Here is a 16,908-nt window from a genome sequence, read left to right on the forward strand (position 1 = left end):
ATATCTTAATTCAAAAATTCACAATGTAGTTATTATGCAAGACCTACACGCTTCATCATTTCGGCATAAGCCTCTTCAACACCGCCCATGTCACGACGGAAACGGTCTTTGTCGAGTTTTTCCTGAGTATCCATATCCCAGAAACGGCATGTATCGGGAGAGATTTCGTCAGCAAGGAGAATCTTGCCCTTGTATCTGCCGAACTCAATCTTGAAGTCGATAAGATCAACCTTGCACTGCTTGAAGAATTCAATCATAATCTCATTAATCTTGAAAGCCATTTCTGTGATTGTGTCGATTTCTTCCTTTGTAGCAAAGCCTGCTGCGAGGATGTGATATTCATTTACCATAGGATCGCCGAGTTCATCGTTCTTATAGCAGAATTCAAGAACAGGAGTCTTCATCGGAGTGCCTTCGGGAAGACCGAGACGCTTTGAAAGACTGCCGGCAGCTTTATTTCTTAAAATTACCTCGAGAGGAACAATTTCAACCTTCTTGAGGACTGTATCTCTGTCGTTAAGCTCTTCAACAAAGTCTGTTGCAATGCCGTGCTTTTCGAGAAGCTTGAACATAAAGTTTGACATACGGTTGTTTACAACACCCTTGCCAACGATTGTACCCTTTTTCTCGCCGTTGAATGCAGTTGCGTCATCCTTGTAGGAAACGATGCAGAGATCGGGATCTTCTGTAGAAAATACCTTTTTAGCTTTTCCTTCGTAAAGTAATTCTTTCTTTTCCATAATCAAATCCTCCATAAAGATGCGGCTTTGCGCCGTAATTAAAAAACAATACAAGATACATTATAATATATAAATCAAAAATAAGCAACCGTATGAGAATTAAAAATAAAAAAATTGACGAATTTTTTAAAAAATTGCCTGTATCGAAAAATTGTGAAACAAAAATAATCTTAAACAGGGCATTTTTGCAAAAGGAAAAGGAACAATACGGCGTGTATTGCTCCTTTGAAATTAAAATCTGACCGTATTCTGTTTATTTCTGAATACGAAAAGTATTATCGGTCTAAAAAGTCCGAAGGTAAGAACATTTACTACTGTGAGAACATCCGAATATCTGATGTTAAGATTTTTGAATATTTTATCCGAAATAATTACATCTATCACAAATGAGGCAATGACACAAGCTAACAGGGCAATCAAGCCGATGATACCGATTTCCAGTTCAAAACAAAAAAACAGAACAGCAACGGTTGCGATTGAAAGGTTCAGCACACCTTCAATTATGCCTAAAGCCTTATTCCCTGCAATTTTACCGAGGAGATATTTATTATAAAACGGAATCCACGCTGTACCGCTGTGCTTGCAGTACAAGTTCTTGCACATACCCATTGCCGCAATGCTCTCAAAAACATAGCTTACTGCAAAATAAATAATCAGCACGGCAATTACTGCTATAAAGAACACATACATAGCCGAAAGCATTCCCATTAAAAGCATAACACTTATTCCGCCCATAATTATCGCCCTCCAAAATATACTAAAAAAGGACACTAACTCTATGAGTTAATGTCCTTTTGGTGCCGGTGACCGGACTTGAACCGGTACGGTATCGCTACCGGCGGATTTTGAGTCCGCTACGTCTGCCAATTCCATCACACCGGCAAATGCAAAACATATTATACAATACAAATCAGGAAAAATCAAGTTATATTTTTAAATTTTTTGCCTTAATTACTACGCTGTAAATAGAGGTGAATCAATTTGTGTGAAAATACAAACGGTTTTTCTTCTTTGGCGTTGATTTTGGGTGAATTTATTATACTGTATTTTAAAGTTACTTTTTGTCGGATTACATCATTTTAATCATGCAAATACTTTATACGGATGTTTTAATCCTTGAAAATAATATGCCTCTATGTTAGAATAGCTTTGAGGATGTGATAATTTGATAAATAACCAGTTTTCGGGTAATAATATGCCGTTTTACGGCAATAACCTTAATTATAACCGCAATTTCAAAAAAGAGTTCCAGTATGATAATCTCAAGCAAAGATCAAGCGGTTTAGGCTTTTTTGTATTTGCGTATTCGCTTACAATGACAGTAAGCGCAATGATAGTTATAGAAGTTTTCAAGGCTTTTGGTTCGGCAAAATATATTTATTCTGACAATTATTCAATACTGACTTACTTTATGGATATATTTATTTCCGTATTTGCCGTTGTTGTTCCTGCATTTTTTTATATAAAGCTTTCAAGAAACAGTTTAAATGATGTTATCAGCACAAAATATGTAAAACAAAAAAGTATGATACCCATTCTGTTCCTCGGAATGGGGGGTGCGATGATTGCAAATGTTGCCACGAGCGTTATCGCAGACAACTTCTCGCTTTTCGGAATTGAAAACACATCTTCGGGATTGACAATCGGAGATTCAAGTGTTTTGAGTATTGTTCTGAACATAATTTCAACAGCAATCGTCCCCGCTTTTGCCGAAGAATTTGCTTTCAGAGGAATAGTTATGGGTTCTCTGAGAAAGTTCGGTGATACAACAGCAGTTATAGGCTCTGCAATTTTGTTCGGTGCAATGCATCAGAATATATCACAAATTCCGTTTGCGTTTATTCTCGGACTTATTTTTGCGTATGTCGATTGCAAATTCAACTCCATTCTTCCGTCAATTGCAATCCATTTTCTTAATAACCTATATGCTGTTTCCATGAGCATTTTAAGAGATGCAAACATTGTTTCCGATTATGCGGCAACAATAATCAGTTACAGCCTGATTATTTTCTTCTGTATTGCAGGCTTTGTTTCATATATCGTACTCGCCAAAAAAGATAAGAACTTTTTTAAAATGTCTGATAAGAAAGACGGAATTGTAAGTGAACTTAGCTTAAAAGAGAAAATGACTGCATTTCTTGTGAATCCCGGCATCATACTTTCACTTGTACTTTTTCTGATAACTACAATCACAAATTTAGGATTAATTAACAATGGATAAAACTTTATACTATATGCAAAAGGCTATTGAACAGGCTGAGATTGCCGCTGCGGAAAACGAAGTTCCCGTCGGTGCGGTAATTGTCAGAAATGATGAAATTGTTGCCACAGGAAGAAATCGCCGTGAACAGAGCAAGAACGCTCTTCTTCATGCCGAAACAGATGCAATCTACAATGCCTGTCAAAAGCTTGGCGGTTGGAGATTGTGGAACTGTGAAATTTATGTAACACTTGAGCCTTGCCCTATGTGTGCCGGTGCAATAATCAACGCTCATATTCCAAAGGTATATTTCGGCGCATACGACTTAAAAAACGGCGCTTGCGGTACAATTACGAATCTGTTCCAGATGCCGTTCAATTTCAAGCCTGAATCAGTCGGCGGTATTATGCAGGAGGAGTGTTCAAAACTTCTCTCCGACTTTTTTAAAAACTTACGCAATAAAAAATCATAGAAAAAATCCCGCTTTTGTAAGCGGGATTTTTTATTTGCTGTTATAATCAAAGAAACAGGATTATATTATTTTTCATCTCTTAAAATCTTACTTGCCGCAAGCATTACACCGAGCTTACCGCTGTGGAAATTAAGACTTCCCTGCATCCATACTGCATACGGTTCACGCAACGGTGCGTCTGCAGAAAGTTCAATAGATGAACCGAGAGTAAATGCGCCTGCCGCCATAACTACCTGACTTTCGTAACCAGGCATATCCGACGGAATCGGAGATACAAAGCTGTCAACAGCCGAACCGCTCTGAACTCCCTCGCAAAAGCGGCATACCTTTTCTGCATTACCGAGCATGATAAGCTGAATGATATCTCCTCTTGCATCATTGTACTTTGGACTTGTTTCATAACCGAGAATTTCAAAAAGTGCCGATGCAAATACTGCAGTTTTAAGTGCTTCCCCCGTAACATGAGGAGCATGGTACGCACCCATAAAAAGTTCTCTGTTTGCGTTAAGAGTAGCACCGATTTCTTTGCCTGTACCGGGAGTGGTAAGTCTGTAGGCACACATCTCTACAAGTTCTTTCTTACCTGCAATATATCCGCCTGTAGGAGCAATACCGCCACCCGGATTCTTGATAAGAGAGCCTGCCATCATATCAACACCAACCGACAAAGGTTCAACCTTGTCAATGAATTCACCGTAACAGTTATCAAGCATAATAATACTTTCGGGCGAATTGGCTTTTGAAATTTCACAAAGCTTTTTGATTTCTCTCCATGTGAGCGTAGGTCTTGTGCTGTAGCCTCTTGAACGCTGTATGTAAACCATTTTAGGCTTTTTTTCTGCAATATCGCTTGCGATTTTGTCATAGTCAAGTGTGCCGTCAGGATTAAGCTCGGTCATTTCAAAATTGATTGAAAAGTCCTTGAGTGAACCGGGATAGTCACCCTCAATGCCTATAGCAGAACGGATTGTATCATACGGCATTCCTGTTACGGAAAGCATTGTGTCCCCTGGTCTTAAAACGCCGAAAAGTGCAACTGTAAGGGCATGAGTACCGCTTACGAAATTATGACGGACAAGTGCGTCTTCTGCATCAAAAACATAGGCATAGACCTTGTCAAGAGCCTCTCTGCCTGCATCATCATATCCGTAGCCTGTAGAACCCCAAAGGTGACTTTCACGAACATCTGCAAGCTGAAAAGCCTTTATCATCTTCTGCTGGTTGTATTCCTGAATATTGTCAATCTCCGCAAGCTTGTCCTTGCAAAGCTCCATTGCCTTTTCGGATGCTTTTATAACTCTTTCATCTATATCAAAAAAACTCAAATATATCACCTTTCAAAATAATATTCCTGCCATGATCCGCACTGTTCAAAACCGAGATTATTATAAAACGACTGATTTGCATTCTTGGCTCTGTGAAGATACACGGTCTTGTTCTCGGCAATCAGTCTGTTGGATATGTACTTTACAACAGTTGAACCGTAGCCGTGCTTTCTGTAGTCGGGATGACACGATACCGCACCCAACACGGCACCGTTACTGCTTTCGGCAACGGTCATAGCCATTGCAACAAGTTTTGTGCCGTCATAAACACCGTACATTCTCGTTGCATTATGACGAAGCTTGTGATTCACATCAACATAAAAATCATCAAACGGCGGCGGAACGAAATTTTCATCGGCACAGCTTACGATGAGATTATAAACCTCTTTAATATCGGGAACATCAAAATTTATACTTTCGTCAACATTTTCAAACGGTTCTGATTTTTTCAGAATAACACCCGAAACAGATTTACTGCCGTATAAATTAAGTTTAAAATCTCCGCTGCATATTGCACTTGACGCACCCGCAACACGCATAAATGACGAAACTTCTTCAAGATTTGTTTTATCTGTGAGAAATAAAATGAAGTTTGTTCCGCATCGGGAAATTGCACCTGTACACTCATCTGTTTTATCGTCAATTATCGTCCAGTAGTCAACGAAAGCAAGCGATGAATCGTAACTGTTGTACTGAGAAATTATTCTGCACGCAAACGGATCTTCCGCCGACAGGTTCATAATTACATTTATATAATTTTCATTGGCGGTTACTATCATTCAGACCGTCTTTCCTTTCGCTAAATTTCCGCCCGCAATATAATCGGACAATGCTTTTGCAAGTTTTAAAACGCTTTCGCAATCATCAAGGTTTGCCGCAGTTGAAGGAGCATGAATATACCTTGACGGAAGTGATACCGCAAGAGTTCTCACTCCGCCTCTGCTCTGATGAATTGCACCCGAATCATTACCGCCTGCAACTGCTCTCTTATACTGAACAGCTATGTTATTCTTTTCGGCAAGTTCAAAAGCAGCACTTATCATTTCTTTATCATAAACTGTCGCCCTATCCATAACGGTAACCGTTGCGCCTTTTGACAAATTGCACACCTGATGAGATGCATCAACCTCTGCAACATCAGCGGCAGTTGTGCTTTCGATAACAAGAGCAAAATCAGGATTAACCGTAAAAGCCGCAGGTCTTGCACCACGCAATCCCACTTCTTCCTGAACAACAAATGTGAAATACATATCATATTCGGGTTCGGATTTTATGAGATTAATAAGCACATAGCAACCAAAACGGTCGTCAAGTGCCTTTGTAACAACAGTTTTGCCGTTAATCTTAAAGTCACCCTCAAAATTAATGCCGTCACCGTAGTTTACATATTTAAGCGCATCTTCCCTGCTTTCGGCACCGATATCAATGTACATATCACTCATTTTCGGAACAGCAGTTTTTTCATCACCGTTTGTAAGATGAATCGGTTTCACACCGATTACACCGTTAAGACCGTTTCTGCCAACACATACACGCTTACCGGGAAGAACTCTTCTGTCAATTCCTCCGACCTCGTCAAATTTAAGGTAACCGTCAGATGTTATATCCGTTACCATAAGACCTACTTCATCCATATGTGCCGACACCATAAGTTTGCTTTTTGCAGACTTTTTTCCCTTTTTAAACACAATAAGGTTGCCGAGATTATCTGTTTTAATATCATCGGCACAGTCTTTAATCTCGTTAATTATAAGATTGCGAACATTCCCCTCATCACCCGAAATACCGTTGCAAAGGCAAAGCTGTTCAAGCAATTTTATGTCAATCATTGAAAGCACCTCCGCATTTAATGTATTCGGCAATAAGCTTTGCCGTATTGTCAACATCAGCTACAGAAATAACTTCATTCTGTGTATGCATATATCGCTGTGGGATTGATACAACAGCAGTTTTTACACCTTTTCCGCTGATTGAAATATGGTCGGCATTTGTACCTGTTCTGCCTGCTATCGGTTCAAGCTGATACGGTATATTTTTATTCTTTGCAACGCTTTCAAGCGATTTGCTCATTTCTTTGTTGAGAATTGAAGAAATGCAAATCATAGGTCCTTTGTCGAGTTCAACCGTAGAATAGAACCCTGAAACATCCGGCTGAGATGCAAAGCTTACATCAACAACAATTGACTCGTCTGCTTCAACTGTAAAAGCACCTGTTTTAGCGCCTGTGCCAAATGTTTCTTCCTGAGAGCTTAAAAGGATAATTACTTTATAATCTGTTTCATTGTCTTTCAATAACTCTGCACACTTAACAAGTGATACAACACCGCATCTGTTATCAAGGCAAGGAGCAACAATTCTGCCGTTCAAAAGATTTGTTGGCTTTGAGGCAAATGTCAGCATATCTCCGAATGAAATGAGTTTATTAACTTCATCATACGGCAGACCGAAATCAACCCAGATTTTGTCGGTTGGCATAGCCTTGTCCTCTTTTCCGTCGGAAAGATGAGGAGGCATACAGCATACAACACCTGTTACATCAGGATTGTTCTGCAGACAAAGCAGAGTATCGGCAAGAGTTCTTGCATCAATTCCTCCGCACGGAGAAACTTTTACAAATCCGTTTTCATTTATTTCGGTAACCATAAATCCTATGCGGTCAATGTGAGCGTCAAGCAATATGGTTCTATCTGAATTTTTGTTACCGCAAACAGCCATAAGACTGCCGTTTGATATCATTATGTCATCCGTGTAGTCCGATAAAAACTTTTCGGCAACAGACAAAGCGGGTTCTTCCCTGCCCGACACACCCATTGCACAACAGAGTTCAAAAATAAGTTCTTTTGTGTTCATTGTATATCTTACTTCAAAGCGTTGACAATTGACTTGAAGTGATTACCTCTTTCTTCAAAATTCTTGTAAAGTCCGAAGCTTGCACTTGCGGGTGAAAGCGAAACAATATCTCCCTTTGTTGAACGCTCACGGGCAACAGCTACAGCCTCTTCCATATTTGTTACATTGACGATTTCAATTTCATCTGCATCATAGTTTGAAGCCTCTTTAACGGCTTTTTCAATTTTCGGGGCAGTATCACCGAGAAGAATAAGGAGTTTTACTTTATCGTTGATTACGGGTCCGAGCGGCTCATAAGGAATATGCTTATCATATCCGCCTGCAATAATGCAGATTTTTCGGCTGTAAAGCGAAAGTGTGCCGAGTGCGGTTCTTGTAGGACTTGACGCAATTGAATCGTTGTAATACTTAACACCGTCAACCTCTCTTACAAACTCTGCACGATGAGCAACACCGCCAAAAGTCTTTGCAACAGCTACCATTGTTTCTGCATCAACAAGTCCCCATACGGCTGAAATAGCGGCAAGATAATTTTCTACATTATGCATACCGGGAATTTTGATGTCATGAATGTTCATAATACGGGTAATTTTTCCGTAGTCATTATAGCAGATTGTATCGCCGTCAAGAAAAGCACCGTTTGAAACATTTTCTTTTACGGAGAACTTTGCGAGCTGACCTCTTACGCTGTCGGAAAAGCCGTTTGTAATCTCATTATCAAGGTTGAGAACAGCCTTTGAAAAAGCATTCTGATGAAGAATGATATTTTTCTTTGAATCAATGTACTCCTGCATATCCTTGTGTATATCAAGATGGTTGGGAGCAAGGTTTGTTACCACGGCAATATCCGGACTCTTTCTCATAGAGATAAGCTGAAAACTTGAAAGCTCAACTACTGCACAGTCATCATCATTCACGCTTTCAATCTCAGGAAGAAGCGGCTTGCCGATATTACCTCCGAGGTGTACATTAAGACCTGCCGCCTTTAAAAATTCAGAAATAATCGTTGTTGTGGTTGTTTTGCCGTCAGAACCTGTCACAGCAATAATCCTGCACGGGCAAAGATCGAAGAAAACTTCCATTTCGGATGTAAGAACAACGCCCTTGTTACGAAGCGCAACAAGCTCATCCTTGTAAAAAGGTGTGCCGGGACTTCTGAAAACGATATCGGCATCAATCTCGGAAAGATAATTTTCACCGAGTAAAAGTTCTGCACCGTACTCTTTAGCCTTAATACCGTTCTGTCCCAAATCTTCAAAATTCTTCTTATCGCAAGCAGTAACTTTTGCACCCTTTTCAACAAAAAGTTTTATAAGCGGAAGATTGCTTGTACCGATTCCGATAAAAGTAACTTTTTTCCCTTTTATACTGTCAAAAAATTTATCAGCCATAGCATTCATTGTAAAATCCCCTCTGCAATTAGTATTTTATGCCATTTCAGTGACTTTATGCCATACCATACAATTATACATTTTAACGGAAATAATTTCAACCGTAATACACTGATATTGCAATAATATTTTCAAAATGTTAAAATACGGTAGGTGATGTTATGCTGTACGATTTTATAATTATCAATAAAAAAGATAAAACTCCGCTTTACAGGCAGATTTATATGTCGGTCAGAAAATCAATTGAAACGGGAAGTCTGAAAAAAGGAACAAAGCTTCCGTCAATAAGGCGATTGAGTACCGACCTTGATGTTTCAAAAACTACTGTCAACGGAGCGTATGAACAGTTGTGTGCAGAGGGATATATATCAAACAGGCCACGAAGCGGATATTATGTTGAGGCACAGTTCAGCGGTACACCGTCAAAAAGCGATAAAATGTCTTCAAATACCAACAAAACAAAAAGATACTATGAATATGATTTCAGCAGTAAAAGCATTGATGACGGTATAATCAACATAAACGAATGGAAAAAATATGTTAAAGAGGTTTTAAATCAAAACTATCTGCTCACTTCCTACGGTGAAGAACAGGGTGAAGAAATTCTGAGAAATGCTCTGCAAAAATACAGCCTCGGCACACGGAGTGTAAACACCTCATACGAAAATATTATCGTCGGAGCAGGTACTCAGACGCTTTTGCACATACTCTGTTCACTTCTCGGCAATAATAAGAAAATCGCACTTGCGGATTACAGCTACATTCAGAGTGAATATGTGTTCAACAGTCACGGTTATGACATCAAATATTTCCGATGTGATAAATACGGAGCCTGTATTGATTCACTTGAAGAAATCAAGCCCGATATAATTCTTATAAATCCTAATTTTACCGTAAACAGCAACATTACAATGCCTGTTACACGCAGACTTGAGATAATCAAATGGGCAAAAGAAAATAATGTTTTGATTATTGAGGACGATTACAACGGTGAACTTCGATACAGTACGCACCCTATGCCGTGCGTACAGAATTATGATACCGAAAACACGGTTTATCTCGGCTCTTTTTCAAAGATACTTCTTCCCTCTGTCAGAATCAGTTATATGGTTCTTCCGCAAAAACTCACAGATGAATACAACAAAATTAAAAAATACACAAATCAGACAGCGTCAAAAACAGAACAAATTGCCCTTGCAAAGTATATTAATAACGGTAAGCTTGATGTTCATCTGAGAAAAGCAAGAAGAATTTATCTTGAAAAAAGCAACCTTATGCTTTCAAACATAAAGAAATATTTCGGAACCTCCGTTAAAATTGTGTTTAACGAAACTTCGCTTTATGTTTCGCTGATTTTTAAGAATAAAACGATTGACGATTCTGTTATAAAGAAAATTGACGACGCATTAATTAAAACTATGCAGTTCAACAAAGCCGAAAATATGATTGTGTTAAGCTTTTCGGGAATAAAAGATGTAAAAATTGAAAGCGGAATAAAATTACTTTATGAAACAATTTCAAAATAGCATAACAAAACGGGACTGAAATCAGCCCCGTTTTTCTGTATAATCAGTTTTCACAACCGCATTTAAAAGAAGATGTATGAGAAGAGTCACGGTCGCCACGGTGTATTGCGTTCGGCGGAAAGAATGAGTCTGTTGGAAAATCAATTTTACTGAAAACTTCGCACGGATCATCGGGCGCTGACGGACATTCCTTGCGGGGAACACAAAAATCATAGGACGGAATCATAATCTGTACATCTCTTTCAAGCCTTGTAATCGTAAAAATACCGATTGTAACAAGCACTCGCTGTGTTTCAGGCTGTGCAGGTTCTCCGTCAAGGTAATCAATAACGCAATTCGGAAATGTTCTGCAAACAGTTATCGGATTCGCATTATTGTAATCCTGTAGATTTGCAGACAATGCCATTGGATTTGAAATTTGAACCGTTGCTCTCGGCAGGCAATAGGGATATTTGCACGGACAATCCGAATCTGATGTATCGCAAACAACATCTTTGTCGCTGGAGAATGACTTTACGCAGCCTTCACCGCCGTAAAGCACAACCCTTTTGCCGTACATTGCAAGACCTGTGACAGTTTCGGGAATCGCACCTGCGGCTGTATAGGCTTCAACGGTGACGGCAAAATAGTACATCATATCAACCGAATAAAAGCCACGATGGAATGCAACAGGCTCAACCTCTACCGTAGATGTAATTATGCGCACATTACTTATCTTTACGGAACAAGCCCCATCAATAATTTTCTGGTTTGCTTCGGTAAACATAACAGGAAGATTTGAAAGGCAATCTTTTGCTCCGCAACTGTCATAGATTCGTGAAACATTGATACAAACAGGTTCACAACCGTTAGTTTGCTCGCCGCCTTCGGTGCATGCATTTTCCGAGGAACAGAAAGGTACATCTGACATAAAAATAACCTCCGTAAAAGTATTGACAGTTCAATTAATGCACTGTAACAATACATTTTATGGAGGTTTTGATTTTTGGTGATTAACAGCCGAAAATTAACCGTAAAACGGGGCAAGTGTTTTCTGAATGTTATTAAACAGATTAATCGGACTGCTGTTTGAATAATTTGAAAGTGCTATATAAATTTGATTTTCGTCTTTTGTAAAAGCGAGAGCGGCATTATACTTGTCAATTTTTCCTGTGTGAGAAATCATATTGCTGTCTTTTGACACAACAAAGCCGTAACCGTAGTTACCCTTGTACGGTGTTGTCATTTCTTTAAAAGATTTTTCCGAAATGAGCTTGTTTGTACAAAGAGCGTCAACCCATTTGAGTAAATCGGGAACATTGGAAATTAAACCAGTTGCAGAATATCCTACTCCGGGATACAATGTCCACGCATTATCGTAAATATCCTGATATCCGACAGCGAGCTTATCTGTGCCCTCAAAGCCCGTGTTCATCATTCCCGACGGTTTAAGAATATTCTCTTTAATATATTTTTCGTACGAGGTTTTGCTGACCTGTTCGATGATATCACCGAGAAGAAAATAAGCACTGTTTGAGTACATATACTTCTCATCGGGTTCAAAATTAAGTTCCTGATCAAGTATCCAGTCCATTACGGCTTTTTTATTTTTCTTTGCGGATTTTTCGGCTGAAACCTTATATTCAAGCTGAGATTCGTTGTATGCATAAGTATTGGTATCACCGTCTTTGTTGATGTAATCCTTTATGCCCGCTGTCATTGTAAGCAGGTTTTTAACGGTGATTTTTTTGCCGTATTTATATGACGGAAAATATTTGTCGATTGTATCATCAAGTGAAAGCTTTCCCTCCTCAACAAGCTGCATAACAGCAACAGCAGTAAACTGTTTTGTGAGCGAAGCAATTCTAAAGCATGTGTCCGTAGAATTCTTTGTGTGCCTGTCCTTGTCGGAAAATCCGTTAGTACCGATATACTCAAGAGCATTTCCGATTTTGACATAAACCGTTCCCCTGAATTTGTTATCGGTTATTATTGCGTCAAGATTTTCGGAAATATCGGAAGATTTTCTTTTGAGTTCGGAATAGTTCCATGTAGGTTCTTGTGTCTGCTCATCGGAGGTTGCCGCCTTTGTTACAGGCTGTGAGGCAGCCACGGCAGTTGTTTTCTCGGTAGCAGATACAGAAGACTGCGTGTCTTTTCCGCAACCTGTAAGGCACACAGAAAAAGCTGTCAACGCAGAAATTGCAAGACACAGAACCTTTTTTGATGATATAAGCACTTTAATCACCTCAGATTTTTTTCATATTACTGCAATAGTTCGCCATAAGAGTTTTTGTGCCGGCTTTATCAAAGGCGATTTCAAGCATAGTATCATTGCCCATTTTCTCGGCTTTCATTACCATACCCTTGCCGAACACCTTGTGCTGAACACAATCTCCTACATTGAATACAGCACCGCTCTTAACAGGAGGTTTTGTAAATCCAAATGATTTATTCGGTGAATACGAGCTTCCCGATGATTTACCGACGGAAACTTTTTCACCTGTTCCCGATGCAAACCCGGAAGTCGCCTGTGTGAACATCTGCTTTCTTCCGCCGCTGTATTCAAGAAGATTATCTGGAATTTCGTTTAAGAATCTTGAGCCCTTATTATAGCTTGTTGATCCGAACAGCATTCTCGAATTTGTTTTTGTGAAATAGAGAATTTCCTTTGCTCTTGTAATTCCGACATAAGCAAGTCGCCTTTCCTCGTTGAGTTCATCGGGATTCATCATTGTTGCAACGGACGGAAACATTCCTTCTTCCATGCCTGCGATGAATACAACAGGAAATTCAAGTCCCTTTGCCGAATGTAATGTCATCATTACGCAGGTATCTGCATCTGCATCGTAGTTATCAATATCGGTCTGGAGAGAAATTTCTTCAAGAAATGCAGAGAGGTCTGCCTCATCGCCGTAGTCCTCTTCAAACTTGACGATATTTGAAGAAAGTTCTTCAATGTTTTCAATACGAACTTCAGGGTTGTCCTTTTCGGTTTTAAGATACTGTTCGTATGATGTGTGTTCAATCACAAGGTTATATAATTCTGCAAGGGAATATTCGCCGCTCTGTTCGGCTTCAATAAGTCCGTCAATAAGTGCAACAAAAGCTTTGAGCTTTGCAGAGGCACGAGAAAGCTGCGGATAGTTTTCCGCCTCCTTGATTACATCGTAAATGCTTTCGCCGAGTCCTGCGGCAATGTCTGCGGCATGGGAAACGGTTGTCGCACCTATTCCCCTTTTAGGAACATTGATAATTCTTGAAAGTCTGACATCATCATGAGGATTATTTATAACCTGAAGATATGCAACCATATCACGAATTTCTTCACGGTCATAGAATCTGTGACCGCCGATTACACGGTGCGGAACACCGCTTCGTGACAAAGCCTGCTCAATTGCGTTTGATTGGGCATTCATTCTGTAAAGAATTGCATAGTCGGAATATTTTCTTCCGTCGGCAACACCGTCAAGAATAGTCTGAGCAATGAAATTAGCCTCGTCACGCTCATTCTCGGCTGTATGTACCTTAATTTTTTCGCCCTGACCGTTTTCGGTCCACAAAGTTTTACCCTTACGCATTGTGTTATTTGAGATGACCTCGTTAGCGGCATTGAGGATATTCTGTGTACTTCTGTAATTCTGTTCAAGGCGAATCATCTTTGCGTTCTTAAATGTATTTTCAAAAGAAAGAATATTTTCGATTGTAGCACCACGGAATTTGTAGATACTCTGGTCATCATCACCGACAACGCAGATGTTTCCGTATTTGCTTGCAAGCAGACTTACAAACTTATACTGCACCTTGTTAGTATCCTGATACTCATCGACCATGATGTACTTGAACTGATTTCTGTAATAATCAAGTATATCGGGTGCTGTTTCAAAAAGCTTTACGGTATTGCAAAGCATATCGTCAAAATCCATTGCGTCGGCTGTTTTAAGCTTTGTCTGATAGATTTCGTAAACCTTTGCAATCTGTGCTTTTCTGCTGTCAAATTCAGCCTCTTTACGCATTTCTTCGGGAGTAAGCATTTTATCCTTAGCCTTTGAAATTTCGGAGAGAATTGATTTTACAGGCAAAGTTTTTTCGGCAATATTGAGTTGCTTTAAAATATCCTTGACGAGTTTTTTCTGATCGTCAGTCCCGTAAACCGTAAAATGACTTGTATAACCGATTCTGTCGCCATATCTGCGAAGGATTCTTGCACAGGTTGAATGAAAGGTAGCCGCCCAGATGTCGGCACCGCCCTCGGGAACTGCCGCACAGATTCGTTCTTTAAGCTCTCCTGCGGCTTTATTTGTAAAAGTAATGGCAAGTATCTGCCATGGTTTACAAAGCTCACACTGCAAAATGTAGGCTATTCTGTTAACAAGAACAGTTGTTTTGCCCGAACCGGCACCTGCAAGTATGAGCAAAGGTCCTTCTGTGCAGAAAACAGCCTGTTTCTGCATATCATTCATATGTGAAAAGTTTTTTTGAATCTCAGTCTGTACCATTTTTAACCTGCCTTAAAATATTGCAAAAGAAAGGGGCGAACGATGTTCGCCCTCAGTAAATTTTAAATGAATTATTTAATGCTGTCATTAAACATTGTAAGCATATCTGATGCCTTTTCGCCGATAATCATTGTAACAAAGTTACCGTCCTTTGTAACCTTACAATTTTTCACCATATCAAGCTCTTCAGCTGAATAGGAAGCGTTCTGCTGAAAGATTGAATTATAGCGGTTTGTAAGAGCAGTTTCAACTCTTGAAGCGGCATCTGAATCAGTTGCCTCAACAAGAACTACCTCTGTATTTTTGCTGTCTGTATCAGACTTACCGACCTCAGCGGCAAACTGCTTGATATCATCGGCATTGATATTGTAATATTTGTACATATCATCCTTTGTTTCATACTTTGTTGCATCTACACTGTACTCGGAATTCATCTTATCCATAAGATCAGCAAGATTAACTTCCTTTGCACCGCAACCTGCAAATATCGAAAGGCAAAGAACAAGAGCAACTGCGAGCGAAATCACTTTTTTCATAAAATTACCTCCAAATTTTTAAAAAAGAAAACGCGCCGAACTTAAAAAAGTACGGCGCCAAACTGGTCGAGGTGACAAGATTCGAACTTGCGACCCCATCGTCCCGAACGATGTGCGCTACCAAACTGCGCTACACCTCGAAATAAAAGAGCCCCGAATTACTTCGGGGCTGTGGCTGTGGAATAGGGATTCGAACCCCAACAAACAGAGTCAGAGTCTGTCGTGCTACCGTTACACTATTCCACAAGATGTAATTGCTACCGAACTTGCAACGATATGAATTATAAGACATATCGTTCAAAAAGTCAATACTTTTTTTAAAATTTTTTCAAAAAAGTTTTCAGACCTTCAAAACAGCCGACAGCAACAGGATTTTTGACGAAAATATTTTAAAATTATTTTCGTCTGATCCTTATATCTCTGCCCAAAAAATCAAGCTGACGGGCATTTCCGCAGATCCTTGAAACAAATCTGTCAGTATAATTCTCCTGCAAATCTCTTATTGTCAGATTTGTATTTATAATTACGGGCTTGTTTGACAACATCCTTGAGTTAAAAATGTTGTAAAGCTGTGATACGGAAAATTGAGAATGAAATTCCGTTCCGAGGTCATCTATAATAAGAAGGTCGCATTCAACAAGCATATCAAATGTTGAATCATCTTCCTTGTTTGAAAAATATATTTTTTCAAGCTTTGAAACAAGTTGCGGAGCAGACGCATAAATTACACCGTATCCCCTCTTTATTGCCTCGTTTGCAATTGCAAGCGACAAATGAGTTTTGCCGAGTCCGGTTGCACCTTTCATAAGTATACTTTCCGAATGTGAGTTAAAGTTGTCGGCATAATTCTGACAATATCTTAAAACTCTGCTCATATGGTCGTAAGGAGATACCTTAAGCTTTGGATCAACAGTCTTGTCATAATATTCAAGATTAAAGCTTTCAAATGTAGAAAGTGACAGCGGAGCGTTTCTGTTAAGCTCGGCACATGCACAGGCTATGAGTGCAGACTTCATGCATGAACATCTGACAGTTTTGCCGTTTATGTCACAATAACCCTTGTCATTACATTTCTTACAAAAATAATCGGGTTCAAAATAATTTTCGGGATAGCCGTTATCTGTAAGGATTTTCCTGACCTCTGCCTGCATTGCAAGATTCTGATCACGAAGCTTTGAAACGGCGTCCTTTACATCTCCGCCTGCAAGAACTGCTCGGGCTGTTTTGATTCCGCCTACGGAAATCTGTTTTTCAAGTTCTTTCACACGGGGGAATTTTTTATAAACCTCTTCTTTTCTTCTTTCCGCCGCCTTTTCGGCGTTAAGTCTGCGTTCATGTAATGTGTCCGAAGCAGCCTTATAAACACTATTGCTGTATCCCATACCAACCT

At 39.5% G+C, this 16,908-nt stretch carries 15 protein-coding genes and 3 tRNA genes; 3 read left to right on the forward strand and 15 right to left on the reverse strand.

The genetic code is table 11. The features are described 5' to 3' along the window. Positions 1–32: 32 nt before the first annotated feature. The 3 genes from purC to WMO31_RS08595 form a co-directional block, all read right to left on the reverse strand. Positions 33–740 carry a phosphoribosylaminoimidazolesuccinocarboxamide synthase gene (purC, locus tag WMO31_RS08585; RefSeq protein WP_015523937.1) on the reverse strand — a complete coding sequence of 236 codons (708 nt, stop codon included), beginning with the start codon at positions 738–740 and terminating at the stop codon, positions 33–35. A 231-nt stretch (positions 741–971) separates the two neighbouring features. Further along, a complete protein-coding gene (locus tag WMO31_RS08590; RefSeq protein WP_304018718.1) occupies positions 972–1,475 on the reverse strand; it encodes a hypothetical protein in 504 nt (167 codons plus the stop codon). A gap of 60 nt (positions 1,476–1,535) precedes the next feature. After that, positions 1,536–1,622 (reverse strand) — tRNA-Leu (locus WMO31_RS08595). A 283-nt stretch (positions 1,623–1,905) separates the two neighbouring features. On the opposite strand from WMO31_RS08595, the gene WMO31_RS08600 reads away from it, so the two are divergent. Continuing rightward, positions 1,906–2,961 carry a CPBP family intramembrane glutamic endopeptidase gene (locus WMO31_RS08600; protein WP_367999530.1) on the forward strand — a complete coding sequence of 352 codons (1,056 nt, stop codon included), beginning with the start codon at positions 1,906–1,908 and terminating at the stop codon, positions 2,959–2,961. After that, positions 2,954–3,412, forward strand: coding sequence for a nucleoside deaminase (locus tag WMO31_RS08605; protein ID WP_367999531.1), 459 nt, complete (start codon positions 2,954–2,956; stop codon positions 3,410–3,412). The genes WMO31_RS08600 and WMO31_RS08605 overlap by 8 nt, the downstream gene beginning before the upstream one ends. 65 nt (positions 3,413–3,477) lie before the next feature. Here WMO31_RS08605 and WMO31_RS08610 read toward each other — a convergent pair whose 3' ends face one another. Genes WMO31_RS08610 through murD form a run of 5 tightly spaced genes read right to left on the reverse strand, consistent with a single transcriptional unit; the run spans position 3,478 to position 8,987 of the window. Next, positions 3,478–4,737, reverse strand: coding sequence for a methionine gamma-lyase family protein (locus WMO31_RS08610; protein ID WP_118101968.1), 1,260 nt, complete (start codon positions 4,735–4,737; stop codon positions 3,478–3,480). Positions 4,738–4,742: 5 nt separating this feature from the next. Continuing rightward, on the reverse strand, positions 4,743–5,516 hold the full coding sequence (locus tag WMO31_RS08615; RefSeq protein WP_367999532.1) for a GNAT family N-acetyltransferase: 774 nt from the start codon (positions 5,514–5,516) through the stop codon (positions 4,743–4,745). Beyond that, entirely contained in the window at positions 5,517–6,566 is a 1,050-nt protein-coding gene (locus WMO31_RS08620; protein ID WP_367999533.1) for a M42 family metallopeptidase, read from the reverse strand. It abuts the gene before it with no gap. Next, positions 6,559–7,587 carry a M20/M25/M40 family metallo-hydrolase gene (locus WMO31_RS08625; protein ID WP_367999534.1) on the reverse strand — a complete coding sequence of 343 codons (1,029 nt, stop codon included), beginning with the start codon at positions 7,585–7,587 and terminating at the stop codon, positions 6,559–6,561. Before WMO31_RS08625 ends, WMO31_RS08620 begins: the two co-directional genes overlap by 8 nt. An 8-nt stretch (positions 7,588–7,595) precedes the next feature. Next, positions 7,596–8,987 (reverse strand): UDP-N-acetylmuramoyl-L-alanine--D-glutamate ligase, encoded by a 1,392-nt coding sequence (murD, locus tag WMO31_RS08630; protein WP_367999535.1) that lies wholly within the window; start codon positions 8,985–8,987, stop codon positions 7,596–7,598. Positions 8,988–9,139: 152 nt separating this feature from the next. Between murD and pdxR the strand changes: the two genes are divergently transcribed. Next, the gene (gene pdxR, locus WMO31_RS08635) at positions 9,140–10,504 is read left to right on the forward strand and encodes a MocR-like pyridoxine biosynthesis transcription factor PdxR (protein ID WP_306527395.1); all 1,365 of its coding nucleotides are present in this window, start codon (positions 9,140–9,142) and stop codon (positions 10,502–10,504) included. A gap of 43 nt (positions 10,505–10,547) precedes the next feature. Here the strand turns inward: pdxR and WMO31_RS08640 are convergent, their stop codons facing one another. The 7 genes from WMO31_RS08640 to WMO31_RS08670 all read right to left on the reverse strand — a co-directional run bounded on the left by WMO31_RS08640 (position 10,548) and on the right by WMO31_RS08670 (position 16,900). Then, complete coding sequence (locus WMO31_RS08640) at positions 10,548–11,414, reverse strand: hypothetical protein (protein ID WP_021882844.1); 867 nt, start codon at positions 11,412–11,414, stop codon at positions 10,548–10,550. A 96-nt stretch (positions 11,415–11,510) separates the two neighbouring features. Continuing rightward, positions 11,511–12,722, reverse strand: coding sequence for a serine hydrolase domain-containing protein (locus WMO31_RS08645; protein WP_367999536.1), 1,212 nt, complete (start codon positions 12,720–12,722; stop codon positions 11,511–11,513). Between the two features lie 10 nt (positions 12,723–12,732). Further along, positions 12,733–14,982, reverse strand: a complete 2,250-nt coding sequence (locus WMO31_RS08650) for an ATP-dependent helicase (RefSeq protein WP_117847622.1) — start codon at positions 14,980–14,982, stop codon at positions 12,733–12,735. 71 nt (positions 14,983–15,053) lie between these two features. Beyond that, positions 15,054–15,518 (reverse strand): DUF4358 domain-containing protein, encoded by a 465-nt coding sequence (locus WMO31_RS08655; protein ID WP_101070031.1) that lies wholly within the window; start codon positions 15,516–15,518, stop codon positions 15,054–15,056. 63 nt (positions 15,519–15,581) lie between these two features. Beyond that, positions 15,582–15,658, reverse strand: a tRNA-Pro gene (locus tag WMO31_RS08660). Between the two features lie 32 nt (positions 15,659–15,690). Next, positions 15,691–15,764, reverse strand: a tRNA-Gln gene (locus WMO31_RS08665). 149 nt (positions 15,765–15,913) lie between these two features. Beyond that, a complete protein-coding gene (locus WMO31_RS08670; protein WP_015523991.1) occupies positions 15,914–16,900 on the reverse strand; it encodes an ATP-binding protein in 987 nt (328 codons plus the stop codon). Positions 16,901–16,908 lie beyond the last annotated feature (8 nt).

Source organism: Ruminococcoides intestinale, assembly GCF_040095935.1.
In the GTDB taxonomy this organism is placed as follows: Bacteria; Bacillota; Clostridia; order Oscillospirales; family Acutalibacteraceae; genus Ruminococcoides; species Ruminococcoides intestinale.